Annotated in this window: 24 protein-coding genes; 14 read left to right on the forward strand and 10 right to left on the reverse strand. The window is 67.2% G+C overall.

Annotation, left to right across the window (positions count from 1 at the left end; genetic code table 11):
* Positions 1–456: 456 nt before the first annotated feature.
* Positions 457–1,158, forward strand: a complete 702-nt coding sequence (locus AC1DNG_RS13430) for a matrixin family metalloprotease (protein ID WP_476858001.1) — start codon at positions 457–459, stop codon at positions 1,156–1,158.
* A gap of 58 nt (positions 1,159–1,216) precedes the next feature.
* Here AC1DNG_RS13430 and AC1DNG_RS13435 read toward each other — a convergent pair whose 3' ends face one another.
* The 3 genes from AC1DNG_RS13435 to AC1DNG_RS13445 all read right to left on the reverse strand — a co-directional run bounded on the left by AC1DNG_RS13435 (position 1,217) and on the right by AC1DNG_RS13445 (position 3,769).
* The gene (locus AC1DNG_RS13435; RefSeq protein ID WP_476858002.1) at positions 1,217–1,978 is read right to left on the reverse strand and encodes a DUF4386 family protein; all 762 of its coding nucleotides are present in this window, start codon (positions 1,976–1,978) and stop codon (positions 1,217–1,219) included.
* A 161-nt stretch (positions 1,979–2,139) separates the two neighbouring features.
* Positions 2,140–3,051: an SDR family oxidoreductase gene (locus AC1DNG_RS13440; RefSeq protein WP_476858003.1), complete on the reverse strand. Its 912-nt coding sequence runs from the start codon at positions 3,049–3,051 to the stop codon at positions 2,140–2,142.
* A gap of 97 nt (positions 3,052–3,148) precedes the next feature.
* The gene (locus AC1DNG_RS13445; RefSeq protein WP_476858004.1) at positions 3,149–3,769 is read right to left on the reverse strand and encodes a DnaJ family domain-containing protein; all 621 of its coding nucleotides are present in this window, start codon (positions 3,767–3,769) and stop codon (positions 3,149–3,151) included.
* A 245-nt stretch (positions 3,770–4,014) separates the two neighbouring features.
* Here AC1DNG_RS13445 and AC1DNG_RS13450 point away from each other — a divergent pair, with 245 nt between their 5' ends.
* Together AC1DNG_RS13450 and AC1DNG_RS13455 are read left to right on the forward strand one after the other, a co-directional pair.
* Entirely contained in the window at positions 4,015–4,248 is a 234-nt protein-coding gene (locus tag AC1DNG_RS13450) for a hypothetical protein (protein ID WP_028276090.1), read from the forward strand.
* A 131-nt stretch (positions 4,249–4,379) separates the two neighbouring features.
* Positions 4,380–6,416, forward strand: coding sequence for a glycosyltransferase family 2 protein (locus AC1DNG_RS13455; protein WP_476858005.1), 2,037 nt, complete (start codon positions 4,380–4,382; stop codon positions 6,414–6,416).
* A 27-nt stretch (positions 6,417–6,443) separates the two neighbouring features.
* Here AC1DNG_RS13455 and AC1DNG_RS13460 read toward each other — a convergent pair whose 3' ends face one another.
* Positions 6,444–7,364: an MBL fold metallo-hydrolase gene (locus tag AC1DNG_RS13460; RefSeq protein WP_476858006.1), complete on the reverse strand. Its 921-nt coding sequence runs from the start codon at positions 7,362–7,364 to the stop codon at positions 6,444–6,446.
* Positions 7,365–7,691: 327 nt separating this feature from the next.
* On the opposite strand from AC1DNG_RS13460, the gene AC1DNG_RS13465 reads away from it, so the two are divergent.
* From AC1DNG_RS13465 to AC1DNG_RS13480, 4 genes are all read left to right on the forward strand, one after another.
* A complete protein-coding gene (locus AC1DNG_RS13465; protein ID WP_476858007.1) occupies positions 7,692–9,290 on the forward strand; it encodes a PucR family transcriptional regulator in 1,599 nt (532 codons plus the stop codon).
* Positions 9,287–10,231, forward strand: coding sequence for a glutaminase (locus AC1DNG_RS13470; RefSeq protein ID WP_476887576.1), 945 nt, complete (start codon positions 9,287–9,289; stop codon positions 10,229–10,231). Before AC1DNG_RS13465 ends, AC1DNG_RS13470 begins: the two co-directional genes overlap by 4 nt.
* 74 nt (positions 10,232–10,305) lie before the next feature.
* A complete protein-coding gene (locus tag AC1DNG_RS13475) occupies positions 10,306–11,820 on the forward strand; it encodes an amino acid permease (RefSeq protein WP_043435285.1) in 1,515 nt (504 codons plus the stop codon).
* Positions 11,821–12,113: 293 nt separating this feature from the next.
* Positions 12,114–13,841 carry a thiamine pyrophosphate-dependent enzyme gene (locus AC1DNG_RS13480; protein ID WP_476871381.1) on the forward strand — a complete coding sequence of 576 codons (1,728 nt, stop codon included), beginning with the start codon at positions 12,114–12,116 and terminating at the stop codon, positions 13,839–13,841.
* Between the two features lie 125 nt (positions 13,842–13,966).
* Here AC1DNG_RS13480 and AC1DNG_RS13485 read toward each other — a convergent pair whose 3' ends face one another.
* Together AC1DNG_RS13485 and AC1DNG_RS13490 are read right to left on the reverse strand one after the other, a co-directional pair.
* On the reverse strand, positions 13,967–14,506 hold the full coding sequence (locus AC1DNG_RS13485) for a DinB family protein (protein ID WP_476859918.1): 540 nt from the start codon (positions 14,504–14,506) through the stop codon (positions 13,967–13,969).
* Complete coding sequence (locus tag AC1DNG_RS13490; protein ID WP_476887577.1) at positions 14,503–15,321, reverse strand: DUF2306 domain-containing protein; 819 nt, start codon at positions 15,319–15,321, stop codon at positions 14,503–14,505. The genes AC1DNG_RS13485 and AC1DNG_RS13490 overlap by 4 nt, the downstream gene beginning before the upstream one ends.
* 134 nt (positions 15,322–15,455) lie before the next feature.
* On the opposite strand from AC1DNG_RS13490, the gene AC1DNG_RS13495 reads away from it, so the two are divergent.
* Entirely contained in the window at positions 15,456–16,208 is a 753-nt protein-coding gene (locus tag AC1DNG_RS13495; RefSeq protein ID WP_476858125.1) for a TetR/AcrR family transcriptional regulator, read from the forward strand.
* Positions 16,209–16,215: 7 nt separating this feature from the next.
* On the opposite strand, the gene AC1DNG_RS13500 is transcribed toward AC1DNG_RS13495, so the two are convergent.
* From AC1DNG_RS13500 to AC1DNG_RS13510, 3 genes are all read right to left on the reverse strand, one after another.
* Positions 16,216–17,004: an alpha/beta fold hydrolase gene (locus AC1DNG_RS13500; protein WP_230009667.1), complete on the reverse strand. Its 789-nt coding sequence runs from the start codon at positions 17,002–17,004 to the stop codon at positions 16,216–16,218.
* A gap of 89 nt (positions 17,005–17,093) precedes the next feature.
* Positions 17,094–17,591: an SRPBCC family protein gene (locus tag AC1DNG_RS13505; protein WP_230009669.1), complete on the reverse strand. Its 498-nt coding sequence runs from the start codon at positions 17,589–17,591 to the stop codon at positions 17,094–17,096.
* 18 nt (positions 17,592–17,609) lie between these two features.
* Positions 17,610–18,029, reverse strand: coding sequence for an ArsR/SmtB family transcription factor (locus tag AC1DNG_RS13510; RefSeq protein WP_476887578.1), 420 nt, complete (start codon positions 18,027–18,029; stop codon positions 17,610–17,612).
* A gap of 123 nt (positions 18,030–18,152) precedes the next feature.
* Here AC1DNG_RS13510 and AC1DNG_RS13515 point away from each other — a divergent pair, with 123 nt between their 5' ends.
* The 6 genes from AC1DNG_RS13515 to AC1DNG_RS13540 all read left to right on the forward strand — a co-directional run bounded on the left by AC1DNG_RS13515 (position 18,153) and on the right by AC1DNG_RS13540 (position 24,998).
* Positions 18,153–19,166, forward strand: coding sequence for a medium chain dehydrogenase/reductase family protein (locus AC1DNG_RS13515; RefSeq protein WP_476858123.1), 1,014 nt, complete (start codon positions 18,153–18,155; stop codon positions 19,164–19,166).
* A 120-nt stretch (positions 19,167–19,286) separates the two neighbouring features.
* Positions 19,287–19,859, forward strand: coding sequence for an MOSC domain-containing protein (locus tag AC1DNG_RS13520; protein ID WP_476887579.1), 573 nt, complete (start codon positions 19,287–19,289; stop codon positions 19,857–19,859).
* 170 nt (positions 19,860–20,029) lie between these two features.
* Positions 20,030–20,962 (forward strand): LysR family transcriptional regulator, encoded by a 933-nt coding sequence (locus tag AC1DNG_RS13525; protein WP_476887580.1) that lies wholly within the window; start codon positions 20,030–20,032, stop codon positions 20,960–20,962.
* 116 nt (positions 20,963–21,078) lie between these two features.
* The gene (locus AC1DNG_RS13530) at positions 21,079–22,176 is read left to right on the forward strand and encodes a tartrate dehydrogenase (protein ID WP_476887581.1); all 1,098 of its coding nucleotides are present in this window, start codon (positions 21,079–21,081) and stop codon (positions 22,174–22,176) included.
* Between the two features lie 184 nt (positions 22,177–22,360).
* The gene (gene dctA, locus AC1DNG_RS13535) at positions 22,361–23,836 is read left to right on the forward strand and encodes a C4-dicarboxylate transporter DctA (RefSeq protein WP_476887582.1); all 1,476 of its coding nucleotides are present in this window, start codon (positions 22,361–22,363) and stop codon (positions 23,834–23,836) included.
* 1 nt (position 23,837) lies between these two features.
* On the forward strand, positions 23,838–24,998 hold the full coding sequence (locus AC1DNG_RS13540) for a glycerate kinase (RefSeq protein WP_476887583.1): 1,161 nt from the start codon (positions 23,838–23,840) through the stop codon (positions 24,996–24,998).
* Positions 24,999–25,154: 156 nt separating this feature from the next.
* Here AC1DNG_RS13540 and AC1DNG_RS13545 read toward each other — a convergent pair whose 3' ends face one another.
* Positions 25,155–25,616 (reverse strand): SRPBCC domain-containing protein, encoded by a 462-nt coding sequence (locus AC1DNG_RS13545; RefSeq protein ID WP_476887584.1) that lies wholly within the window; start codon positions 25,614–25,616, stop codon positions 25,155–25,157.
* Positions 25,617–25,636: the final 20 nt, after the last annotated feature.

A 25,636-nucleotide genomic window follows, 5' to 3' on the forward strand; every position in this document is an offset into this window, starting at 1 on the left:
ATCCGGACGGGAGCGCGCGGCTACGCCACCGCAGTACCCGGGGAAACCCTGAACGGGGGACGATTCACGGATGGTCATTCCCCTATGCTGTAGTGGATCCATCTGGGGAGATGGGTTGCATGCAACGAGGGGGACAAGTTGCGTTCAGACTTTGGCGACCGGGGCTATCCGACTGCGGACGACTCACGCTTCCATGAAGGCGCCCCACGGGGCGGCGTCCGCCGCTCCGCCAGCGGGCGAATTCCACAGTGGGCAGTCGACGAGGCCCTGGGCAAGCTCGAGGACCCCGCCCCGTGGCGCGAAGTCCCCGGCACTGGCGGCAAAACTCCGAAAATTGTTCGGCCCCGCCGGAAGCGGCCACGGCGGCCACGTCAATGGGGCAAATCCGGCACCTTTGTTGCCCTTGCTCTGATCGTGGGGTTGAACTTCCTCCCTCCGCTGTTCGAGCAGTTTGTAATGGCCCCCGTGCGCCCCTACCTGCCCGGCGCCACCGCGCCGCCGCCCGGGGTTGACGCCGCAAATTCCCCGCTGGGAAGGCCGCCGGTCAGCAGCGGCTCGTATGCTTACGCACTGCATCCGGCTCCGGACGGCGTTCAGGGCTTCGCTGCCTACGACCCCTGCCGGCCGGTCCACTACGTCGTCCGGCCGGACAACGCGCCGCCCGGCGCAGAACGGTTGATCAGCGAGGCTGTGGATGAGGTTTCGGCTGCCACCGGGCTGCACTTCGCGGCCGATGGCGTCACCTCCGAGGCACCCACCGAGCAGCGCAGAACCTATCAGCCGGACCGCTACGGCCGGAGGTGGGCCCCCGTTCTGATCGCGTGGTCTTCTCCGGAGGAAGTCCCGCAGCTTGCAGGAAACGTTGCCGGGCGTGGCGGAAGCACAGCCGTGAGTGTCTCCGGACGCCCCGCCGTCCTGGTGTCGGGCCAGGTGGCTTTGGACGCTCCCGATCTCGCCAGGATCATGCTGCGGCCGGACGGTCCCGCCGATGTCCGCGCCGTCATCCTGCATGAGCTCGGGCACGTTGTAGGACTGGACCACGTGGACGATCCGACCCAGCTGATGCACGCCGAAAACAGTGGGCTGACCGGGTTCGCCGCCGGCGACCTCGCCGGACTGGCTTTGCTGGGCTCCGGACCCTGCGTCCCGGAACTCTGACGGACGCGACGACGACGACGGCGGCTGAACCTCCCGCCGTCGGGGTCCGCTAGCCGCGTCACCTGTCGCGGGCGGGCGCGTCCTTCCCGAACCATGCACTGACCAGCAGCCACACGGACCACACGAGGACGAGGACAATCCCAGCGAGTGTAGGAATGGAGTTGGCCGGAGAGAAGCCTTCGGCGCCGACGATCCAGCCCTGCGCGAGGTAGGCGAGCCCGGACAGCGCCATAAGGTAGCCGATCAGCCTGGAGACGCGGCGCGCCCCGACAACCACGGCACCGGTCAGGACCAGGGCCACGCCCAGCACAAAGCTCTGGTAACTGCGCATGCCCCACTCCAGCCAACGGATACCCTCGGCCGTCGCAAACCGCGCAGCTTTCTCCGGTTCCGGAGCCGCAACCCAGGCGTCCACTGCGTGCTTGAGGGCAACGCCGTCGACGGCTTGGAGCGCGGCGTAAAGTGCCAGCGCGGCGACCGCAGCGACAGCGCCGAAGCGGGCCGTCCAGGCCATGGCCCCGGCCGGTGCTTTCAAGACCACCAGCAGGACCAGCAGCCCGGAGATGAGAAGCGCCATGCCGACGAACTGGCCGAGGTGGACCCCCGTCCAAATACCGCTGCGGGCGTACTCCGCGAACGTCGCCGGGTGGTCATTTGCGCTGGCCGTATCGGCATGGAGCAGCCCGGCGACCACGGACAGCGCGAAGCCGGCAAACGCCAGGGTGGCGGCCAGGCGAAGCGGTGCACGGGCTGATGCCGGGCGCCCAGACCCGGCCGAAGCCGCCGGCCGCGGATTATGATCTGTGCCGTATTTCTTCATGGCATCGCCCGTTTCGTGCCGACGCGCCGGTGCGCGAAGTGCGCGCCTAAGCGCAGGCTACGCCGATTGCTTCCGCGGAGCCACGGGCCTTTGACCGGCATGTGGCGGCGGCACGTGTGACCCGGCGGGACCGCCCGTTAATCCGGACACCGCCGCACCCACTAGGACTGCGCTCGTCCGTGGCCCAACCGCGCAGCGAAGCGCGCGACCGCGTCTTCCGGAGTTGGCGCGGGGCCGAAGAGTTCTGCCTGGCGGCTCGTGTTGGCCACGTAGCGGCCGGTTTCGAACCACGCCGCCATGGCTCCCATGTCGCTCATGCGCGAGCCGGACTTTCCCGAAATCTTGCCTATCCTGAGGAGCAGTTCGGTGGGAAGGGAGAGCACCCTAATTTTCTTGTTCGCCAGCCGCGACGCCAGTTCAGCGCCTTCCCGCATGCTGATGGGGCGCGTCCAGCCGATTTCGATGCGTTCGCCGTCGGCGATGTCGGCGTCGACGGCTTCGGCGAGGTAGGTTGCGAGGTCGCTGGTCAGAACGAACGTCAGGGGGACGCTCTTTGAGCCGAGCCAGATGATGCGGCCCTTCTCGAACGGGTCACCGCCGAGCCGGGCAATCTGGTCGAAAAATGCTCCGGGGCGCAGCGCGACGAACGGGACGTTGAGTTCTTCGAGCTTGTCCTCGGCGAGCTTCTTGTGCCAGAAATGCGGCACACCGGGTGTCTGGTCACTCGTGAGGATGCTGGTGAGCACGAAGCGCGGCACCCCGGTTTTGCTGGCGGCGATGGCGAGATTGGCGTTGCCACGCGTGTCGATCTCGTGGGCGTTCTTGTTCTTCCCGGTGTACCCGGCCGCCGTCGTGATCACAGCGGCGGCGCCGGTCATCGCGGCGACGAGCGAATCGAGGTCGAGCATGTCGCCGCGGGCTATCTCGACGCCCTTGGCCTCGAGTTTGCCCGCGTCCGAGCTCGGGCGGACAAGCGCCCGCACCTTCTTGCCCCGGTCAAGAAGCCGGTCGACGACCTGCCCACCGAGCGATCCCGTTGCACCGACCACCAGCACGGGTTCCTGTTCAGACATTGTTATCTCCTAAATGTTATCTCTGCGGCAGTTGCGAAGGGCCGGCCCCCGGGTAATGAGCCGAAGGAGTTCGACGGCGCCCGTAGCCTGTGAGCGTTTAGTTCGGCGGCGCCTGGCCCGCCCCGCTCCACAGCCGCCGCCACCAGGGCCGCTTCGGCTCCGGCTCCGGAGGGGCGATGGCGGCCGCGGCAGCCCGGCGACCCCGCCAGCGGTCCAGTTCGGCGTCGACGTCCCGCGTTTTGGTGATCACGGGCGGCCCGCCCTGGAGCTGCCGCCGGGCATCGATGACCCGGGCATTGAAGTCCTCCACGATCTCGCGGACCTGCTTTTCGCTGAACTGGGCATCGAGCCGCGCGTCGAGCTCGGCGTCCTCGGTGCGGAGCAGGATCGCCTTCGGGCCCAGGCCGGAGATGTTCTCCCGCTGGATCAGGCCCTTGACCCACCAGTCGGGGTCGTACGCCTCGCCCAGCCCGGGAATGGGTTTGCCGGCGTACTTGAGGTTGTCGAACTTGCCCTGCGCCATGGCATCCCGGATCAGGTACTCGGCCTTGGCGGCGTCGTCGATCTTGGCGCGCTTTTGCCGGAGTTCCTCCTCGGCGGCGTTGAGCTCGTCGTTCTCCTGCGCCGTGCTGCCCGAGGCCCGCACGGCCCGGAGTTCCGCGGCACGCTCCACCCGGCGCCGGAAAGCGCTGTTGGAACCACTGAACCCGCTGCTCATCAGTCACCACCGTCCTCGCCTGTCGGAATCGCGGATCTGCCTTCCAGTATGAGGAACAGCGGGGCGGCGGCAAAAGGTCCGCGCGGCGGCGAACCGCGACGATGGCAACCCGCCCCCTCGCCGAGACGGGATCCTTACACTCCCGTAACCCGGCGTTAACTCACCCGTGCGAAGCTGGGGACTTCGGATAAAACTAAGCATCCTTCCCATCTTTTCTGCACAGCAGATCCCGAGGAGTTGCAGCCGTGAACAGCCAAAACCAGAGCGCGTCCGGAAGCCCCCTACAAACCAGCCGCGAGGAAGCGCCAGAGGATCAGAGCAGCACGCATGTCACGCATGTCCGCGAAGACGTGGCCATGGCGGGCCGGTGCGCCAACGTCCACCTGCCCACCGGGCGCACGTGCACGTTGCCCAAGCGCCACCCCGGCTCGTGCAATTTCGTCGGGCCCGAGGACGCGGAGCACGTCGCAAAGCAATAGATCAAAGCAGTAGGACGAAGCGCACGCCCTCCGCAGTTTTGCGCAAGGATTCCGGCGGCTCCGGTCACTGGTGCCATGCCGCGGCTACGCTGATCGGACATTGAGCACCGGATCTAGCTGAGGGAGATCACGTGCCTCGAGAGAATCTGCGTGAAGATCTGCAGCACGCCGAGAACGCATCGGCTCAAGGACTGCCGACTGGAAGATTATCCGCTGCGCCGCGGCCCGTACCACTGGACGCCACAGCCCTGACCCGGGCCGGCATTGCCGGCTGGGCCGCCCGGCTCGGACCTCCCGGAGCGGAAGCACCCCGGTCCCGGAGGCTGGCCCATGTCGGCGGTATCGCGGCCATCGCCGCCCTGGTCCTCTACCTGACGTGGCGCGTCCTGTTCACGATGCCGTCGGGGGAATGGAACCTGGCCATCGCCTGGATCCTGGTCACCTTCGAGGCCTTGCCGCTGGCCGGCCTCATCCTGAAGGCCTGGTCCGTGTGGAACATTGACAGCCATCCGCCGGCGCCCGTGACGGAGGCCCCGAACGGCATGCGGGTGGCGGTGCTGATCCCCACGTACAACGAGCCCATCGAGGTTCTGACGCCCACGGTCGCGGCGGCCTGCGAGCTGGCCCCGGCGCATGAGACGTGGGTCCTCGACGACGGCGACCGGCCTTGGGTCGAGGAAATGTGCGTCGCCTACGGCGCCCGGTATGTCCGGCGGCCCGTCCACGACCACGCCAAGGCCGGCAACATGAACCACGCCCTGGGCCTGATGGCCTCGGAGAAGGCCGCCGGCGGCCCCGGCATCGACATTATCGCCGTCCTGGACTGCGACCACGTCCCGCTGCCCACTTTCCTCACCGCCACCCTGGGCTGGTTCGAAGACCCCGGGATCGCCCTGATCCAGGGTCCGCAGTCGTTCTACAACGGCGGCGCGTTCGACGACGACGGAATCACGGGTGAGCAGGGCACCTTCTTCAACGTCCTCATGGCGTCCCGCAACGTACCCGGCGCCGGACCCTTCTGGTGCGGGTCGACGTCGTTGTTGCGTCTGAGCGCCCTGCAGGAGGTGGGCGGCGTGGCGACCGAGACCATCACCGAGGACATGCACACCACGCTCAAACTCATCCGGCGCGGCTGGCGGACCGTCTACCACCACCAGACGCTGGCCGTCGGGCTCGCGCCGGCGACCCCGGACCAGTACCTGCTGCAGCGCCGGCGCTGGGGCATGGGTGCCATGCAGATCCTCGTCCACGAGAAGCTGTGGGCGGCGAAGGGGTGGCTGTCGTGGCGGAATTACCACGAGTACCTCAACGGCACGCTGTGGTGGCTGGAGGGCATCGCCACGCTCGTGGCCTTCCTGATTCCGGTGGTGATCATGCTGTCCGGGGCGCAGACCTCCACTGCCGGGCCGCTGCTTTTCACCGGGGTCTTCCTGGTCATGTTCACCGTGCGCCTGGGGGGGTCCAAGCAGCTGATGCGCAACGAAATCCACTGGCCCACGGCCTTCGTCCTGCGGATTTTCCGCGTCCCGGTCGGCCTGGCGTGCCTCTGGTGGCTCATGTCCCGGAACATCCTGGAGTTCCAGGTGACGCCCAAGGGTGCCGCCGACCTCCGACTCCGGGGCCGGACGCCGCGCATCCTGATCGTGATGGTTGTCCTCATCTCCGCGGTGATTCTGTATGCGGCGGCCGGGTTGGCCGGGCTGGTGCCCTGGCGCACGACGCCCGGTTCTACGGTAGCGTCCGGTGCCTGGCTGGTGCTCGCCGGCGCGGTCCTGGTGCTCGGAACACGCAGGATCCGGGCCGCCGAATTCGCCACATCCCGCCGCAACGCCTACCGGATGGAGGTGTCCGCGCCGGTGGAGGCCGAGGGCACGAGCGGAGAGCTGCTGGACATTTCGGTCGGCGGCGCCGCAGTCCGCTTCCCCCACGGCACGCTGCCGGCTTCGGGGTCCGTCATGCTCCGGTTGCCGGAGGCCGCGCCGGTCCGGCTGCAGGTCATCCGCACCACAGGGCAACCCGACGGCACCGAGATCGCGTCCCTGCGGGCGGCCGACGACGACTGGGCCACCTACCGTGCGCTCTCGTTGTGGATCTTCCACACGCCCGCAGGGGCGTTGCCCGATTTCCCGCCCGGCGTCCCGGCCGCGGCGTCGCTGCGGGGGCGCTGAGGGCTGGAGGCCGGTGGTCCCGCCCGCTCATTCCCCCTCGAGGCAGAGGATGAACCCGGGAAACACATGCCGGCCGGGGCGTCCGCCCACCTCGTCGATGGCCCGGCGGATCTGCCGGAGCTGCTCCACGGTCATCTGCAGCGGTGGTTCGTCGGGCTGGTAGGTGGTGAAGATTGGATAGTCGACGCCGGGCTGCTGCGACATTTCGATGTGGCAGCCCAGGACATGGGTGACGGGGTGGGTGGCGCAGAACCCGATCAGCCGCTCGATGGTGCTCACAAACGCTGGCCAGTCCTGGATGTAGAGCCGGCCGGGATAGACCGTGTCTCCGGTGAGCAGGAACCCGGTGTGGGGATCGTAGAACGTCACGGCCGCGTTGTGGTGCCCCGGGCTGGGCCAGCATGCCAGGACGCGCCCGCCGAGGTCCACCTGCGCGGGCTGAACGGCGCCGCCGCCGGCGTCCGGGTCGCCGTCGTCCGAGTCGCTGGCGTCACTGAATCCGAAGAATTCCCAGGCATTGTCCCGGGCCGCGTCCACCAGAACGGTGTCGGGACGGCCCGCGAACTGGGCATCGCCTGCGACATGATCGCCATGCGGGTGGGTGTGGAGGACAAGGAGACCGTAGCCGTCGCGGGGATGGGCGGCAAGCCAGGCCGCCACAAGGCCGTCGACAACGCGGCGCAGCGGGAAGAAGTCCGCGGATGCGGTCGCGCCGGTATCGATGAGGACGGCCCGCGCGTTGCCGAACAGCAGGAACATGAACGGCGCCTCGTAGTTGACCGCCATGTTCTGGCGCAGGATGAACGTGTGCCGGTCGTAGGCGTGGACCTGGATGTCCGGGTCCGTGTTGTGCTTCGCCGATTCCGAGCCGTGGATCCAGGCCACCTCCAGGTCTCCGGACCGGGCGCGGCCTGCCGTGAAGTCGATCAGGTCCGGGGGCGTCTCCATGGGTTCTCCTAGGGGCGTCAGCGCCAGTGGCGGCGGGTGCGGCGGACGTCGGGTTCCGCAATGACGCACCAACACTCCATGATGACCGGTCCCCTTCCGGTCCTCAAACCCCGTCGGTTGCTCCGTAGTTGCCCTTTTGACGAGTGATTACGGCACTTACGAAGCAATCGATGGGGCCCCGCAGCTCTGCAGACCTCGCCTTGGTCCGTAGACCTAAAACGGGCCGCGTAATTTAGGAGCTTTTCCATACTTTCGGCGATGTCTGCTGGATAGGCTGAGGTGTCCGGACAAAGCCGTCCGGGCGGTGCCAATGTCAGAAAGAAGCCCATGGCCGCAGCTACAGTGGACGACATCCTCGCGGATCTTCCGCTGGGTTTCGCCAGCCTGATGCTTCGGCCGTCCCGCACGGATGCTGCGATCGAACGCTTTCTGATCGTCGACGCTGACGACGAGACCGCCGACGGCGGGTCTGCGTTTGTCCTGCTGATCGGCGTGCGCGGACGCTCCGCGTTGCCCGCAGTGCGGCGCCTCTTGAAAAGCCCGCCCCTGGTCCTGGCCGTCAAGGGCAGCCACGAGGAACTGGTGGAAGCGGAAGAGCTGCTGCGCGCCGCCGGAACCGGGCTGCTGCTGGTGGACCCGGCGGCAGACTGGGACCGATTGCTGTCCATCGCCAAGGACCGAATCCAGCCGCCCAGCTACCAGCGCGAAGTGCTGACCCTGCTCGAAGAAGACCTCTTCGCCATCGCCCAGACCACGGCCCGCCTGACCTCCAGCCACGTGGTGATCGAGGACGCCGCCAACAAGGTCCTGGCCTACTCCACGGTCACCAACGCCATTGACGAACTGCGCAAGGCCTCGATTCTGGCCCGGCGCGGCCCGCGCAAATACGAACTCCTCCTCAAGGACCTCGGCGCCTACCGCGAGCTGCACCGGACGCGCCTGCCGGTCCGGGTTCCCGCCCGGCCCCAGGACGGCCTGCGGGAGCGCGTCGCCATCAGCCTGTTCGCCGGTGACCGCATCATGGGCTACATCTGGCTCCAGGAAACCGGCGGCGGCTTCGGCGACGACGTCGACTATGTGCTCACCGGCTCGGCCGCGCGGGCCTCCGCCGAGCTGATCCGGTACCGCAACCAGCAATCCGTGCACATGCGCGAGGACCGGATCGTGCGCCTCCTTTCGGGTCCCGCGGAGGCTGCGGCGAGCGCGCACAGCGAGAAAATCCCTGCGGACCGCCCCGCGGCCCTGATCCTGATTGGCCTCTCGGCGTCCGAAGCCCAGGAGAACGACGCCGCACTCAAACACGGCGAGCTGGCCAACCTCGCTTCAATCCATGCAGCCGCCTACAAGTCCTCAGCCATCGTGGGACAGTTTCACGGCGACACCGCCGTGATCCTTCCCGGGCTGCAGTCCGCCAACGCCGGGGCTGGTCTGCGGAGCCTGGCCGAGGCAATCGTCAAGGACGCCAACAAGCACCTCGGCATCAGCCCCTTTGCCGCCGTCGGCCCCGCTGTTCCCGATCTGCTATCAATCCATTCCGTGACCGGAATATGCGAAGCGCTGCTGGGCTGCATGCGCCGCTCCGGCGAAGTTTCGGTTGCCACGGTGGACGACTTCGAAGCCGAGATCCTCTTCCACGACGCCGTGGAGAACTTTACGACGGCGGCCTTCCGGCACCGCAGCCTCTGGGCCCTGCTCCGCGACGACGCGGAACTGGCCGTAACCCTGCGTGCCTTCTTCGACGCGTCACTCGACGTGGCCGAGTGCGCGAAGCGGATGCAGCTGCATAAGAACACCGTCTACTACCGGATCGGCAAGGTCAGCCGGGTCACCGGCCTGGACTTCGGCAATCCCCGCCATGCACTGGTCGCGCTGCTGCATGTTCAGGAGTGGTCCGGCACGCAGAAGGAGCATGTGGGCAAGAAATGATGACAACACTTGATTCGCCGCCGCTTGCCTTATTACTGGATGACATTGTCCGCGGCCACCGGCCCCGGACGGAAGCGGGGTCAGTCCCCGCAAACATTCCCCACCTGCAGTCCCCGCCGTTCGACCGTTTCGGCATCGCGGTTGCCACGACGTCCGGGGAACTATTCAGTTCCGGCGACGCCGATCTTCCGTTCTCGATCCAGAGCATCTCCAAGGTCTTCACCCTGGCGATGGCGCTCAGCGCCGATGACTCCGGCTCGTTGTGGTCCAGGGTCCTTCGCGAGCCTTCAGGGACGCCCTTCAACTCTTTGGTCCAGCTTGAAGTCGAGCACGGGATCCCACGGAACCCCTTCATCAATTCGGGCGCCCTGGTGGTCACCGACCATCTGATGGAAAGAACTCCCGACGCCGCCGCCCAGGTCCTGCGTTTCCTCACCGGCCAGGTGGGACACCAGAATGGAAGACAGAGCCCTTTCATCGACGAGATCGCCGCAAAGAGTGAACTCTCCAGCAGCAGCCGCAACCTGGCCCTCGCCCACTTCCTGAAGGAATTCGGCAACCTGCGGCAGCCCGCAGAGGCAGTGGTCGAGAACTACGTCAGGCAGTGCTCAATCATGATGACCTGCGCGGAGGTGGCCAAGGCGGGTCTATTCCTAGCGCAGGATGGTCGTGGAGTTCAAGGCGCGGTGATCTCCAGGAGCGAGGCTAAGCGCATCGGTTCCATCATGCTGACCTGCGGCATGTATGACGCAGCCGGCGAGTTCGCCTACCGTGTGGGACTTCCCGGGAAAAGCGGTGTAGGCGGCGGCATCCTGGCGATCGTCCCCGGCCAGTGCGCCATCTGCGTCTGGAGCCCGCGGCTGGATTCCAAAGGAAATTCCCTGGCAGGCACGGCGGCTCTCGCTGACCTGTCCGACCGGACCGGGTGGTCGATTTTCTGATCTGATGTCCGGCTGTCCCCACAATCTCCCTCCAGAACCCCATTTAGATCTCTGACAGATCGAAAGGAACACCCATGCCCAACAACCCCAATGACGAGGTTGGCTTGTACCAGGCCGATGGCGGCCACGCCCACGCTTCGGATGCCCTGATCCACGCGGAGGACTCGGGCTACCACAAGAGCCTGAAGCCCCGGCAGATCCAGATGATCGCGATCGGCGGGGCCATCGGGACAGGCCTGTTCCTGGGTGCCGGCGGCCGGCTCAACGCGGCAGGCCCGTCACTGGTCATCGCCTACGCAGTCTGCGGCTTCTTCGCGTTCCTGATCCTGCGCGCCCTGGGTGAACTGGTGCTGCACCGGCCCTCGTCAGGTTCGTTCGTGTCCTACGCCCGCGAATTCTACGGAGAGAAAGCCGCGTTCATCTCCGGCTGGTTCTATTGGATCAACTGGGCCACCACCACCATCGTGGACATCACCGCCGCGGCCCTCTACATGAACTTCTTCGGCAAATACATCCCCTGGATGGGGGCCGTACCGCAGTGGGCGTGGGCGCTGATCGCCCTCGTCGTGGTCCTTTGCCTCAACCTCGTCTCCGTCAAGGTGTTCGGCGAGCTCGAGTTCTGGTTCGCCCTGATCAAGGTCGCGGCCCTGGTCGCATTCCTGTTGGTCGGCACCTACTTCGTCATGTTCGGCACGCCCGTGGAAGGCCAGGAAGTCGGATTCAGCCTCATCACCGACAACGGCGGCCTCTTCCCCAACGGCCTGCTGCCCATGATCATCCTTATGCAGGGCGTGCTGTTCGCCTACGCGTCGATCGAACTGATCGGTACCGCCGCCGGCGAAACCGAAAACCCCGAAAGAATCATGCCCAAGGCCATCAACTCCGTGGTCTTCCGGATCGCCGTCTTCTACGTCGGCTCGGTCATTCTGCTCGCCCTGCTGCTGCCCTACACCTCGTATGAAAAAGGCGTCAGCCCGTTTGTGACGTTCTTCGGATCCATCGGTATCCAAGGCGTGGACGTCATCATGAACCTCGTGGTCCTCACGGCCGCCCTGTCCTCGCTGAACGCCGGTCTCTACTCCACCGGCCGCATCCTGCGTTCCATGTCAGTGGCCGGATCGGCCCCGAAGTTCGCCCAGCGGATGAACAAGGCCGGTGTCCCCTACGGCGGCATCGCCATCACCGCCGGAGTCTCCCTCCTCGGGGTCCCGCTGAACTACCTGGTCCCCGGCCAGGCTTTCGAGATCGTCCTGAACGTCGCCGCCGTAGGCATCGTCGTCACTTGGGCCACCATTGTGCTCTGCCAGATCCAGCTCAAACGGTGGGCAGACAAAGGCTGGCTTGAGCGCCCCTCTTTCCGGATGTTCGGCGCCCCCTACACCGGGTACCTCTCCCTGGTATTCCTGCTCGGCGTCCTCGTCATGGTCTTCATCGATTCCCCGCTCACATTGCTGGTGACCCTGGTGGCCTGCGCGCTGATGGTAGGCGGCTGGTACGCCTGCCGGAAACAAATCCACGACATCGCCGAAACCCGCGACGGCTTCACGGGCGCCGCGCCCGTGCTGGCCAACCGGACTCCAATCCGCTAATCGAACATCCCAGTGCCGACCAATCCCGCAACCCGGCACCCAACGCGAAAGCCTTCATGAAGCCACTAAACCCGCTGAGTCCCGGCCGAACCAGCACTCTGCAGGAACGCCACCCGCCAGACGCGCACAAGGACAAGCCGCCGGCGTCGAACGACAGTTGCGAGGACGGCTGCTTCTTCTGCACCGGACCGGAAACAGACTAGCCACCGTTCCGCTGGATTCAGTGGACATGCCATGCCCGCCAACCCAACCCAAGAAGACAAGTAGTGATGAAAACCGAGTCTGCATCCACAATGACCGCAACCGACACGCACCCAGTTGAAGGCGACACCATCAAACCCCTGCAGACGGCCCCAGGGGCTGTCCTGGATAACCGCAACGGCGCCAGCACCCTCAAGTCCGCCGGCCACGTGATTGTTGATTCGCTCGCGGCGCACGGGGTGGAACGCACGTTTGTTGTCCCGGGGGAAAGCTTCCTGGACGTCCTCGACGGGCTGCACGGCTCTGAGATCGAGACCGTGGTCTGCCGGCACGAGGGCGGCGCCGCCTACATGGCCGAGGCCGACGGCAAGATGAACCAGCGCCCCGGCGTCGCCATGGTCACCCGCGGCCCCGGGGCAGCGAACGCCCATGTGGGCCTGCACACCGCGTGGCAGGACTCCACCCCGATGCTGCTCTTCGTCGGACTGATTCCGTTCGCGCACCGGGACCGCGAGGCGTTCCAGGAGTTCGACATCAAGGCGTGGTTCGACACCGGCGCCAAACGCGTGATGGTCCTCGACCACCCCGAGCGGGCCTCCGAAATTGTCGCGGAGGCAATGTTCGCGGCCATGAGCGGCCGTCCCGGGCCCGTGGTGGTGGGCCTGCCGGAGGACATCATCCGGGTCCCCATTGATCCGGCCCTGCACCCGGCCATCCCGGTTGCCGCGGGCGGCATGAGCAGCACCGATGCCGGTGCGCTGGCTGAGGCGCTGGCACAGTCGAAGAAGCCGCTCTTTGTCACCGGCGGGAACGACTGGACCCAGGAAGCCGCCTCGGAACTAACCCGCTGGCTCGAAAAGCACCACATCCCGGCCGCGGCGGAGTGGCGTACACAGGGGACCGTCTCCTTTGATTCGCCCAGCTACGTGGGGCCGATCGGCTACGGCCGGCCCCGCCCGACGTATGACCTCCTGGAGGAAACCGATCTGCTCGTTTTCGTCGGGACGGTCCCGGGGGACGTGATCACGGACGGTTTCGTCTGCCGGCAGGACTGGAACAAGAACAACTTCCTCGTCTCCATCGATCCCTCGCTGCGCGGCCGCTCCGGTCCGGTCTCCCGCCAGATCCTGGCCAAGCCGGACGCCTTCGTCCGGGACTTGGTCAACATCGACCTGCCCGTCAGGCAGGAGTGGAAGGCGTGGACGGCCCGGATGCGCGCCGAGCAGTGCTCCTTCGCCAGCCTGCCGCCGTCCGTCCCCGGTGCCGGTCCCGCGAAGATGGACACCCTGATGGCGAACCTTGTGCCGCTGCTGCCGCAGGACGCCCTGGTGACGTTCGGGGCGGGCGAGCACACCAACTGGGCGCACCGGTACTTCCCCACCCGGCGCTACGCCTCGATGATCAGCGCCCGGAACGGTTCCATGGGGTACTCGGTGCCCTCGGCCATCGCCGCATCCCTGGCTAGCCCGGAGCGCCGGGTGGTCACCATCGCGGGCGACGGAGAATTCCTCATGAACGGCCAGGAGCTCGCCACGGCCGCCCAGTACGGAGCCACGCCGCTGATCATCGTGATGGATAACCAGGAGTACGGCACCATCCGCACCCATCAGGAACGCCACTACCCGTCCCGGGTGTCAGGCACTCAGCTGAAGAACCCCGACTTCGGCATGATGGCCCGGGCGTTCGGCGGTTTCGGCATCACCGTCACCGAGGATAAGGATGTGCCGGCCGCCCTCGAGGCGGCGCTGGCCGCCATCGACCGGGACGGTGTGTTCGCCCTGGTCCACCTCATCGTCGAACAGCGGGTCAAGGCCTACTAAATCCACCCTGCCTAACCTGGTTGCGCTATCAGTCCTGGTCGTCATTCGGCGTCCATAACCGCCAAGACTGATAGCGCAACGGGTGGTTGGAGGGGTGCCTCGAGGCTACTCCCCCGTTTCGCCGCCTATTCCCCCGTCTCGCCGTCTAGGGCCTCGCGGAGGAGGTCGGCGTGGCCGTTGTGCCGGGCATACTCCTCGATCATGTGGCACAGGATCCAGCGCAGGCTCGGTGCCGAACCGTCCGGCCACGGGCGACGGGCCAATTGGTCCAGGCCGCCGGCGGCCAGGGCCTCCGTGACGCTGGCCCGGGACCGGTCCACGGCGTCCTGCCACAGGGTGCGCAGCTGGTCCGGGGTGTCCCCGGCGGCGGAATGCCACTCCCAGTCCGGGTCGGCCTTCCAGTCCACGGCGGCAAACGGGGCCTCCCGGTCCCGGGCGTGCAGGGAACGGGAGAACCATTCGCTCTCCACATAGGCCATGTGCTTCAGGAGCCCGCCCAGTGTCATCGATGAGGCAGCGGTAGTAGCCACAAGGCCGGCCGCGTCCAGCCCGGCGCATTTCCACGCCAGCGTGGCCCGCTGGTAGTCCAGGAATCCCAGGAGGGTCGCGGTTTCGTCGGAGGCGAGGGGAGGCTCCGGGCGGCCCTGATCGTCCACAATTGTCATGCGCGTGAGTCTAGCCGCCCGGCCTCCACGTCGCCGGAAACCGTCCGCTTCGCCGGAAAAGTACGGCGTGCCGGCACGCTTCCGGCGACTTCGACGACGGCGGCAGCAGGCATGGGGACGACGGCGGCAGGTTCGGGCACGGTCCGCCTGGAGCGCACGGTCCGCCTGGCGCGCCGGTGGATGACGTACTCCGCCACCACAAGGTTGATCACCCAGGCTGCCCCCAGGAGCACAGCCCGGGTCGGCTCGTCGGGCGGGCCCACCAGCAGCATCCACGGCAGCCCCGTCAGCGCCTGCGTTCCCGCGGCAACGCCGATCGCATAGCCGCGGGTCATCCACGCGCCGTGCCGCACAAAATCCCGGCGCACAACCGCCACGACTCCCAGGACAATGCTCGCCGCCATGGCCGAGCCGAAGACCAGCCGCAGCACCAACAGCGCCGGTCCGTCCCCGGGCGGCAGCGGATAGAAGACGGCCATCCACAGGCCGGACAGGGCGGCCAGCAGGCCCGCCGGCGCGAGGATGCGGCCGGCGATGCGGTGCCAGCCCCGGCGGCCCCGCAGCGCGGGGAGGAACTGAAACGCACCGAGCAAGCTGTAGGTGGTGACACTGAGGATGTGGGTCACCACGGGCACGGGTGAGGCGAAGAACCGGGCGTTCTGGGCGGTGACGGCGGCACCGCCGGTCAGTTCCGTCAGCCGCGCCGCACCGGCGATCACCGGGATGAGGCTGAGAAGGATCAATCCGGCTGGCACTGGCCACTGGGGGCGGCGGCGGACTCGGGGGACGGGGGCGCTGCTGGCGTGTGTTGTCACGGCGTGGTCCTTGGCTGGTATGGCTGGCGGCGGCGGTACATGATACGCGAGGTGTACGGCGTACACCTGATGCGGCCACGTTAGGTGTACGGCGTACACTTGTCAATAGGGAACCGTTAGGGAAGGGTGGCCGGATGACCCAGCAAGCGGAGCGAACGCGCCGGATTCCGTTGAGCCGGGACCGCGTCCTGGCTGCCGCCGTCGTGCTGGCCGATCAGGTGGGGATCGAGGCGCTGAGCATGCGCCGGCTGGCGCAGGAACTCGGCGTCGTGCCGATGGCGCTTTACAAGCACGTGGCCAACAAGGAGGAACTCCTTGACGGCATGGTGGACGCCCTTGTCAGCGAGATCGATCCTCCCGTCCGCGATGCCGGCTGGAAGGACGCCGTGCGCCTGAGGGTGCTCTCGGCGCGGGGGGCGCTGCTGCGGCATCCGTGGGCCCGGCAAGTGCTGGAATCGCGCACGAATAAAACTCCAGCGGTCCTTGGCTACATGGACTCGTTCATCGGCATGTTCCTGGCCGGAGGCTTCTCCGTGGACCTGACCCATCACGTCATGCACGCCCTCGGCAGCCGCATGTGGGGGTTTACCCAGGAGCTGTTCGACGACTCCGCCGGCGGGAACGCCGCAGGGCTGGCCACCCTTCCGCCGGAGGCGCAGGCGGCCATGTTCCAGGAGATGGCCGAGCGGTATCCGAACATCCTGAAGGTCGCCACCGCCTCCGCGCACCAGGACTCCGTGGTGGGCCAGGGGTGCGATGACCAGTTCGAGTTCGAGTTCGCCCTGGATCTGCTCCTGGACGGCTTCGAGCGGCTGCACCGGCAGCACTGGACCTCCAGTCCGGCACAGACCAGCCCGGCACAGACCTCGACGCCGGCGAGGCCCTGACCGGGCCCTACTCCTCCAGGAACCGCAGCAGGTACGGGAGAGTGGTCCGCATGGCCCGCAGGTCGCCCCCGCTCGCGGCCAGCTCGCCCAAATAATCGCCGTGGGTACCCGGCACGATCATCAGGCGCGCCCCGGGAATGACCCGTGACATCCGCACGGCGTGGTCAGCGCTGACGACGTCGCGGTCGGCGCTCAGCACCAGGGTCCGGGCCGTGATGCGGCGCAGGTCCTCGTCCGACCATCCGGGGAAGCTCAGGATCCGCTGGCGGTCCAGTTCGAACATCCGCTCGAGGTGTCCGGGGTCCGGGTTCAGCCGGCGGTCCGCGTCCTGGTACACCTCCGGCATGTCATCGAGGGTTGCCTTTTCCATCCCCTCCCAGAATTCATCGCCCACAGCGTCGCGGCTGGCGAAGGTGGAGGCGGCAATCAGGCACCGCACCATGGACGGATGCCTCATGGCCAGCGCGAGCGCGGTGTGGCCCCCGGCGCTGAACCCGAGCACGTCCACGGAGTCCACGTTGAGCTCATCGAGCACGGCCTTGATGTCCCCTGCCGATCCTTCGGCGGTGAGCGGCCGGGCGGTAGCCGCGGTCCGGCCGTGGCCTTCCTCTTCGACGGCGATCACCTGCAGGCTCTCGGCCAGCAGCGCGGGGATGAGGCCGGCGAAATTGGTCTCGATGCTCGAGCCTCCGCCGGGAATCAGCAACAGCGGGGGCTCGCCGACCCGCGGGTGACCGTGGACCTCGTAGTACATGCGGAGGTCGCCGTTGGCCGCGTAACCGTGGGTGAAAGTCACATGGCATGTTACCGCCGCTAATACCGGGCTGAATAGGGCCTTGCGGACGACGGCGGGAGATTCCCGCCGTCGTCGTGTTGCGTTGCAGGTCAGGCGTTGACGGACTCGGCGATGATCGCGTCGACCTGGCCCAGCGCCTCCCTCATGCCTTCTTCCATGCCCATGGCGACGATCTTCTCCATCTGCTCCTCCGCCTCGAAGGTGGACAGGATGGTCATTCGGGTGCGGTCGCCGATTGGCTCCAATGTCACAACTCCGTGGATCGTTCCCATATCGGCCACGGGGTCGCCGTTGTCGTCCGCGAAGCCATCATCGAACTCCAGCCGGTGCGGAGCGTTGATGGTCACGAACCGCCACCAGCCGCGGGCCTTCTCCCCCTCGGGTCCCGTCATGTAGTAGCTGGCCTCGCCGCCCGGGACGAACTCGTGCTTCTCGAACGTGGCCGGCCACGTGGGCGGCCCCCACCAGCGCTCGAGCTGGCGCGGGTCTTCCCAGATTTGCCAGACGCGCCCCACTCCGGCATCGAACTCGGCGACCACGGTGAGGCTCAGCGCCTCAAGATTCTTGACTGAACTGACAACCGTCATGACGAACTCTCCTATCCTTCAGTTTCCTTCAGCTTGGCCTTGCGATTTCTTGATTGGTCTGGCGCCTGCCTGCGTCTCGTCAGATTCCGGGGCGGCCGCTTCGGCAAGCAGGTCCGCAATCCGGTCGGCGCGCTGGCGCCAAATGACCTCGTAATCGTCCAGCAGGCGGCGGGCCCGCTGCAGGCCGTCATGGTTGGCCCGCACGATCTGCTCCCTTCCCCGCTTCTCCTTCGAGACAAGGGAAGCGCGTTCCAGCACCGCCACATGCTTCTGGACGGCCGCGAAACTCATGGCGTAGAGGGCGGCGAGCCCGGAGACCGAGTACTCGCCCACTGTCACCCGGCGCACGATGTCCCTGCGGGTCGCGTCGGCGAACGCGTGGAAAAGACGGTCGAGTTCGTCGTCGTTGAGCTGGGTTCTGAGCTGATCTACAACCATTTGGTTGTAGGATAGTCCGACCGCTCGGGGGTGTCAATGGTTCACGAAACGACCCCGGTGGAGACAAGGACCGGGCGGCAAGAGGGCGGTGTGCGGAGCGTGTGCCGAGCGTAGAGTGAGCCCATGAAGCGTGTGGTGATCGACCGCTTCGGCGGCCCCGAGGTCCTGCAAGTGGTGGAGGTCGACGATCCACGGCCCGGCCCGGGCGAAGTCCGCGTCAGGGTCCTGGCTTCGGGGGTCTCTTTCACCGACGCCCAGCTGCGCGCCGGCACCTACCTCGGCGGACCGAAGCCGCCTTTCACGCCCGGCTATGAGCTCGTCGGCATCGTTGATGAGCTCGGGCCCGGTTGCTCGCGGGTACGGGTCGGGGACCGCATCGGCGCGCTGACGGTGTGGGGCGCCAACGCCGAGCGCGTCTGTGTGCCAGAGGCATACGCGGTGGATGTGCCTGAGGACCTCGACCCGGCCGAGGTCGTAAGCCTCGTCTTCCCCTACATGACCGCCTACCAGCTGCTGCACCGAACGGCCCAGGCGAAGCCCGGGGAGAGTGTTCTGGTTCACGGCGCGGCAGGCAGGGTAGGGGCCGCCATCCTCGAGCTCGGAGCACTGGCCCGCCTCCGCCTCTACGGGACCGCCGCCGGCCGGGACCGCGCCGCAGTGGAGCGGCTGGGCGCGGTGGCTATCGACTATCAGAACGAGGATTTCCTGGCCCGGGTGCGCGGGCTCACCGGCGACGGCGTAGACATTGCCCTCGACGGGATCGGTGGGCCGCTGTCTCTGCGCTCCTTCCGCGCGCTGCGGCCCGGCGGTCGGCTCGTTGTGTTTGGCCGCTACGCCACCATCGCGCAGGGGCGCAAGAACTGGCCGGGCGTGATCGCCTGGTACGCGGCAACGGGGAGCGTCGCCCTCTGGGGCTGGCTGTCACCCCGCCGAAAGGTGCTGTCCTACCGGATCCAGAAGCTGCGCATCCACCACCAGGACTGGTTCAGGGCAGACTTCTTCGCGCTGCTCGAGTTGCTTCGCCGCGGCGAGATTCACCCGGTGGTGGCCGAGCGCCTGCCGCTTTCCGACGTTCGCCGCGCCCATGAGCTGCTGGGGAGCACCGCGTCGAAAGGGAAGATCGTGCTCGTACCCTGATCCGGCATGGTCGCCGCCGAGTTCGCGGGAAGCCTGCGAGGTCGCCGCAATGTTACGGCGTGTCCGCACGTTTCCGGCGACTTGGCGCGCCGGCGCTGCGAGGGAGGATAGTTTTAGGGCATGACGGCAAGCTACAGGTACGACGTCGAGATTCTGCACCTCCTTGTCTCGCCGGCGCACGCCTACTTCGGCCGCGCCCGCGATGGTGCGGCGCAGGTTCCCACGACGGACGCGGACCAAGTGGAACTGGTGGCCGGCAAGGGCATCGTCGGCGACCGGTTCTTCGGCAAGGCCGCGCACATGGACGCCGCCGTCACCCTCCTCTCAATCGAGGCCCTCGAGGCGATGGCCAAGGAACTGGCAGCCGGCCCCTTCGACCCGCTCCTGACCCGGCGCAATGTGGTCCTCCAGGGCGCCCACCTCGCTCCCCTGCTCGGCGAAGAGTTCGCGCTCGAATCGAAGGGCAACGTGATCCGGCTCCGGGCCGGACGGCCAGCCCACCCCTGCGCCTGGATGGACCGGATGCTTGCCCCCGGCGCGCACGCCGCCATGCGCGGCCGGGGAGGCGTGCGCTGCCAGCCGCTTTCGACCGGCCTCCTGAGCCGCGGCCCGGCCGTGCTGGTCAGCCCCCTCCCGCTCGACCCCGGGCAGGCCGGCGTCCCCACACTGCTGCGCCCCTCCCGGCTGCCGTAGCGGCGCGGACGACGTCGAGCGTTGCGTGATCCGGCGAGCGGCGATCATGTTCTTTGCCGCGGAGGTGGAACAAATGCTCATCCGAATCGTCGGCAGGAAATAGGCTCGGACTCATCGATCAGGCGGCCGCACGGCAACCGTCAAGCGCAAAAACCGGTGAAGGAGCCAGGGTGGAGACCCGAAAGCTGAAGTATTTTCTGGCTGTTGTTGACCACGACGGGTTCAGCCGGGCCGCGGAGCACCTGCTCATCGCCCAGCCATCGCTCTCGCAGACCATCGCCGCCCTCGAGAAGGAGCTGGGCGTGCCGCTCTTCCACCGGATCGGGCGGCGGGCGGTGCTCACCGAGGCGGGCAAGGAGCTGATCGGGCCGGCCCGGCTCGTGATGCGCAACCTCGATGCGGCGCAGTCCGCGGTGCAGTCGGTGCGTGGGCTGCGCAGCGGACGGCTGGACATCGTCACGATGCCCTCACCCGGGATCGAGCCCCTGTCCTCGATGATCGCCGCCTTCACCCGGGCGCATCCCCTGGTCAGGCTCAATGTCAGCGCCGCCTTCACCCCGGAGGACGTCATCGAGTCTGTCCGAAGCGGCAGCACGGAGATCGGGCTGGCAGGCTCCCCCACGCCCATCAAGGTTCCCGGCGTTGAGGTGCTGGAGCTCGATCGCCAGCCGCTGATCCTTCTCGTCAATCCCCAGTCCGATACGTTTGGCGCCGCAACAACGATCCAACGCGAGGAGCTGGCCGGCCACCGCCTGGTCGCGAGCCAGCGCGGTTCGCTGATGCGCTGGCTTGTGGACGACGCACTGGCGCGGGGGATCGACGCCGAAATCGTCGTCGAGGTCGCCCACCGGACCTCGATCCTGCCGTTGGTCCTGGCCGGGGTCGGCCACGCCGTGATGCCGTCGTCATGGGCGCCTCTGGCCCACAAATCGGGGCTGCGGACGCTGCTGATCGAACCCGTGTCCTACCTGGATGTTGCCGTTCTCAGCCGGAGGGACGACCTGACCCCCGCAGCCCGGTCCTTCCTGGCGGTGGCGCGGCTGCACGCGGCCCCGCAACCGCAAGGAGGGACAGAAACGCCTCCCCCGGCGCATCATCAATAGGCTGAACCTATCTAGCGGATCGGATCTTGGTCTTGGACGGCATGTGGTGCCGGCCCGTCTACTTGAAGAGGAAGGCAGTGTGACGCTGCTAACACACTCAACGAGGAGGTAGGCACATGAGCGCCACCCAGACATTCAGCATCGCTTCAATCCCCGCAGACGGAGTCGGCAAAGAGGTCGTCTCCGCCGGACGCCGGGTCCTGGACGCCCTGGCGCAGAATTCCGGCGGCAAGTTCGCCTTCGAATGGACCGAGTTCCCATGGGGCTGCGAGTACTACGCCAAGACCGGCCAGATGATGGACCCCGACGGACTGGACACCCTCAAGGACTTCGACGCCATATACTTCGGCGCTGTCGGCTGGGAAAACGTCCCGGACCACATCAGCCTCTGGGGCCTGCGCCTGAATATCACGCAGAACTTTGACCAGTGGGCGAACATCCGTCCGGTGAAGTTCCTCCCGGGCGTCCAGTCCCCGCTGCGCAGGGCCGACACCACCGAGCTCGACTGGATTGTGGTCCGCGAAAACAGCGAAGGCGAGTACGCCGGCCTCGGCGGGCGGAACCTCAGCGGCCGCGGTCCGGGCAACGAGGTCGCCCTGCAGACCGCACTGTTCACCGAGAAGGGCTGCGAGCGCATCATGCGCTTCGCGTTCGATCTGGCCCGGACCCGCACGGTGAAGAAGGTCTCCTCCGTCACCAAGTCCAACGCCCAGCAGTACGGCATGGTCCTCTGGGACGAAACCTTCCAGCGGGTTGCCCTGGACTACCCCGATGTCGCCACCGAGAGCGTCCTGGTCGACGCGATGAGCGCCAAGTTCATCCTCCACCCGGAAGACCTCTCCGTGGTCGTCGCCTCCAACCTGAACGCCGACATCCTCTCCGACCTCGGCTCGGCCCTGGCCGGCAGCCTCGGCCTGGCGGCCAGCGCAAACCTGAACCCGGAGCGCCGCTTCCCGTCCATGTTCGAGCCCGTGCACGGCTCGGCCCCGGACATCGCGGGCAAGGGCATCAGCAACCCGATCGGCGCGATCGCCAGCGCAGCCCTGATGCTGGACCACTTCGGCCTGCACGAGGAAGCCCGCCGCGTCGAGGCCGCCATCGAAGAGGCAACCGGCGCGGGCCACCTGACCCGCGACGTCGGCGGCGACGCCACCACCGCGGACGTCACCGACGCCATCATCGAGGCCCTGGCCCGCACCCTGGCGGCCGTCTAACGCTTCCGTCTGCCGCTGCGGCGCACTGAAACGGACGACGGCACTGAAACGGACGACGCCGGCCGCGCGGCCGCCGTCGAACGCTACACACTGCACGGGGCGGCTGCGCCGAACTGGCACCCGCCCCGCGCAAACCCCCACACTTAAAGCATCTCCAGAGAAATTCCACAATGAGGTAGGAATCATGGGACACATCACCACCGCGGGCACGGAAATCCCGGCCCCCAAGAAACGCTGGTACAGGCAGCTGTACTTCTGGGTATTGACCGGCATCGTCCTCGGCATTCTGGTGGGCTGGCTGGCCCCGGCCGCGGGCATTGCCATGGAACCGATCGGCACCACCTTCGTCAACGCCATGAGAATGCTGATCGGCCCGATCGTGTTCCTGACCATCGTCGGCGGCATCGCCAGCGTCGCGGATCTGAAGAAGGTCGGCATGACCGGGCTGAAGGCCCTGACGTATTTCCAGATCGGCACGATCTTTGCCCTGCTCTTTGGCCTGGTCGCCATCAACATCTTCCACCTCGGCGACGGCGTCAACGCAGACGCCAGCGCGATCAAGACGACGGACTCCGCGGCCAAACTCATCGACGCCGGCGCCCACCAGGAATGGTGGCAGTTCCTGACCCACATCATCCCCACCAGCGTCGTCGCGCCCTTCGTGGAAGGCGACATCCTCCAGATCATCTTCATCGCCGTGATCTTCGGCGTCGCGCTGAACGCCATGGGCAAGGTCGGAGCGCCCGTCCTGGACGGCGTCCAGCGCCTCACCGGGGTCATGTTCAAAATCCTGGGCTTCATCATGAAGGCCGCCCCGCTGGGTGCGTTCGGCGCGATGGCCTTCGCCGTCGGCAAGTACGGCGTCTCTTCCCTCTCCAGCATGGGCGGGCTGATCGCCCTCTTCTACGCCACCTCGATCCTCTTCGTCGTCGTGGTCCTCGGCTCCGTCATGGCCTTCCTGAAGCTGAACATCTTCAAGATGATCCGCCACCTCAAAGAGGAGTACCTGCTCATTCTGGGCACCTCCACTGCCGAACCGGCCCTCCCGGGCCTGATGCGCAAGCTCGAGCACGCCGGTGTGAAGAAGGAAACGGTCGGGCTCGTGGTCCCCACGGGCTACAGCTTCAACCTCGACGGCGCCGCCATCTACCTTTCGCTGGCCGCCGTCTACATCGCCCAGGCAACCAACACGAACCTGACCATCGGCCAGCAACTGGGCCTCATCGCGGTCATGCTGCTCACCTCCAAGGGCGCGGCAGGCGTCGCCGGCGGCGGCTTCATCGCCCTGACCGCCACCCTGGCCACGCTCGGCACCATCCCTGCCGCCGGCATCATGCTTATCTTCGGCATCGACAAGTTCATGTCCGAGTGCCGGGCCCTGGTGAACTTCACCGGTAATGCCGTCGCCACCTTGTTCATCGCCTGGTGGGACCGCACCCTGGACGCGGACCGCGTCCGCCGCGTCTTCAACGGCGAAACTGTTGAGCCGCTGCCCAGCGAGGATCCGATCCTCCCGGACGGCTACGGCGACATCGACGATGACCTGATCGAATACGGCCACCACACGCACCCGGACAACCACCCGGAGCGCACAGAAGCCGCCGATGCCGATTCGACGGCCAAGGACACCCGCCGCCCCGCCTACTCGGAAACCATCTGACATGTTCAACACCACCGCCCCGAAAACCGTGCGGACCCTCATCGCACCGGACAAGTTCAAAGGCAGCCTCACGGCCGGCGAGGTGGCCGACGCCCTGGCCGCAGGGCTCCGCGCCGGAGCCGGCTCCACCGGCGGGGCCGGAGCGGTCCACTGCGAGCTGCTTCCCCTGGCCGACGGCGGGGACGGCAGTGTGGACGCCGCCGTCGCCGCCGGCTTCACCCGGCACCGCCACACTGTCACCGGGCCCACCGGCCAGCCCGTCCCGGCCGGCATCGCGTTCGACGGCACCACCGCCGTCGTCGAGGTCGCCAACACCTGCGGCCTGGCGCTCCTGCCGGCGGGCCGGCTGGAACCCTTGGCGGCCTCCAGCCGGGGCTTTGGGGAAGCGATCCTGTTCGCCCTCAGTCTCAACCCGGTCAGGATCGTCCTGGCGCTGGGCGGAAGTGCCAGCACCGACGGCGGCATGGGAATGCTCACCGCCCTGGGCTACGGCTTCCACGACGCCCGCAGCCGGCAGCTCCACGGCAGCGGAGAGTCACTGGCGCAGATCCACACCATCCGCCGGACCAGGTTCCCCGAACTGGACAGCACGGAACTCGTGGTCGCCAGCGACGTCCACAATCCACTGCTCGGGCCCGGCGGCGCGCCGGCGGTCTTCGGACCCCAAAAGGGCGCCGGACCGCAGGACGTTGCGGCACTGGAGCACGGGCTGGCGCACCTCGTCGCCACGTTGACGGACGCCGGGTTTGAGGACGCCGCCGAACTGGCGCAGCGCGAGGGCGCCGGAAGCGCCGGCGGGATCGGCTTCGCCTGCCTGCTGCTGGGCGCCAAGCAGGTCTCGGGCGCCGACTACTTCCTGGACCTGCTCGATTTCAACAACCGCAGGGACAGTTGCGACGTCGTCATCACCGGCGAAGGCAGCATCGACGAACAGACCCTCGCCGGCAAACTTCCCGCGGCCGTCGCCCGGAGGTCCGGAACCCGCCCGATCATCGCGGTGGCCGGCCGTTCCCTCCTCCCCCGGGAAAGGTGGTCCGAACTGGCGCTCACCCGGGTCTACACCCTGGCCGAGTACACCGACCAGGACTCCGCCAAAGACCCCGGACTTTCCGCCGCCCTGCTGCAGAGGATCGGGAGGGACATCGCGGCAAGCCTGCTGTAGGCGCTCTTCCGCCGACGAGGGGAACGCCCGCCGGGGGAAACCCGGGCGGGCGTTCCTGTCGCGTTCCTGTAGCGTTCCCTTTGATGTCCGCTTGCTGTCCGCCCAACGGCGGGCCGTTGTCAGCAGTAGCGGAATCTGGCCCCGCGGTCCTACTGCCTAATCGCGCCCTGGCTCTTCCCGCCCTGACTCTTCCCGCTCGGCGATCGCCTTCACGCTCTTCACCAGGCTGTCCCACATGCCCTTGGAGTGGTCGGCGTCCTCGGCACTGGCGTTGTTGTCCTGGGCGAGCGTCAGTTGCGTGGCACCGGCCTGGTCCTCGAGCGTCCAGGTCAGCGTGTGGTAGTTCTCCGGCGCATCCGCCTGGCCGCTCAACGGGCTGAAGTGCGTGACAACAAGCCGCCGTCCGGGTTCAAACTCGAGGATGCTGCCCCTGTCCTCGTACTCCTTGCCGTCCCAGGTGCCCCGCCACAGGATGGGTCCGCCTACCGTCCAGTCGGTCACGAGTTCGGTGCCGAACATGAACTCCTTGGCGGCATCGGGATCGGTGATCACGGACCATACGCGGCTCGCGGGCGCCCCGATGGTGATGGTCGAGGTCGCCACATACATTCCAGGCATAGCTTCCTTTCCTCGCGGAG

It is taken from the genome of Arthrobacter sp. 01T425, assembly GCF_056398725.1.

What these genes read in the sequence shown, in the direction of transcription:
- AC1DNG_RS13430 (WP_476858001.1), top strand. Translation starts at nt 457, where the DNA reads ATGGCCCCCGTGCGCCCCTACCTGCCCGGCGCCACCGCGCCGCCGCCC.
- AC1DNG_RS13440 (WP_476858003.1), bottom strand. Translation starts at nt 3,051, where the DNA reads ATGTCTGAACAGGAACCCGTGCTGGTGGTCGGTGCAACGGGATCGCTC.
- dctA (WP_476887582.1), top strand. Translation starts at nt 22,361, where the DNA reads ATGGGACACATCACCACCGCGGGCACGGAAATCCCGGCCCCCAAGAAA.
- AC1DNG_RS13540 (WP_476887583.1), top strand. Translation starts at nt 23,838, where the DNA reads ATGTTCAACACCACCGCCCCGAAAACCGTGCGGACCCTCATCGCACCG.
- AC1DNG_RS13505 (WP_230009669.1), bottom strand. Translation starts at nt 17,591, where the DNA reads ATGACGGTTGTCAGTTCAGTCAAGAATCTTGAGGCGCTGAGCCTCACC.
- AC1DNG_RS13435 (WP_476858002.1), bottom strand. Translation starts at nt 1,978, where the DNA reads ATGAAGAAATACGGCACAGATCATAATCCGCGGCCGGCGGCTTCGGCC.
- AC1DNG_RS13515 (WP_476858123.1), top strand. Translation starts at nt 18,153, where the DNA reads ATGAAGCGTGTGGTGATCGACCGCTTCGGCGGCCCCGAGGTCCTGCAA.
- AC1DNG_RS13445 (WP_476858004.1), bottom strand. Translation starts at nt 3,769, where the DNA reads ATGAGCAGCGGGTTCAGTGGTTCCAACAGCGCTTTCCGGCGCCGGGTG.
- AC1DNG_RS13485 (WP_476859918.1), bottom strand. Translation starts at nt 14,506, where the DNA reads ATGACAATTGTGGACGATCAGGGCCGCCCGGAGCCTCCCCTCGCCTCC.
- AC1DNG_RS13470 (WP_476887576.1), top strand. Translation starts at nt 9,287, where the DNA reads ATGATGACAACACTTGATTCGCCGCCGCTTGCCTTATTACTGGATGAC.
- AC1DNG_RS13460 (WP_476858006.1), bottom strand. Translation starts at nt 7,364, where the DNA reads ATGGAGACGCCCCCGGACCTGATCGACTTCACGGCAGGCCGCGCCCGG.
- AC1DNG_RS13475 (WP_043435285.1), top strand. Translation starts at nt 10,306, where the DNA reads ATGCCCAACAACCCCAATGACGAGGTTGGCTTGTACCAGGCCGATGGC.
- AC1DNG_RS13510 (WP_476887578.1), bottom strand. Translation starts at nt 18,029, where the DNA reads ATGGTTGTAGATCAGCTCAGAACCCAGCTCAACGACGACGAACTCGAC.
- AC1DNG_RS13545 (WP_476887584.1), bottom strand. Translation starts at nt 25,616, where the DNA reads ATGCCTGGAATGTATGTGGCGACCTCGACCATCACCATCGGGGCGCCC.
- AC1DNG_RS13530 (WP_476887581.1), top strand. Translation starts at nt 21,079, where the DNA reads ATGAGCGCCACCCAGACATTCAGCATCGCTTCAATCCCCGCAGACGGA.
- AC1DNG_RS13480 (WP_476871381.1), top strand. Translation starts at nt 12,114, where the DNA reads ATGACCGCAACCGACACGCACCCAGTTGAAGGCGACACCATCAAACCC.
- AC1DNG_RS13465 (WP_476858007.1), top strand. Translation starts at nt 7,692, where the DNA reads ATGGCCGCAGCTACAGTGGACGACATCCTCGCGGATCTTCCGCTGGGT.
- AC1DNG_RS13495 (WP_476858125.1), top strand. Translation starts at nt 15,456, where the DNA reads ATGACCCAGCAAGCGGAGCGAACGCGCCGGATTCCGTTGAGCCGGGAC.
- AC1DNG_RS13520 (WP_476887579.1), top strand. Translation starts at nt 19,287, where the DNA reads ATGACGGCAAGCTACAGGTACGACGTCGAGATTCTGCACCTCCTTGTC.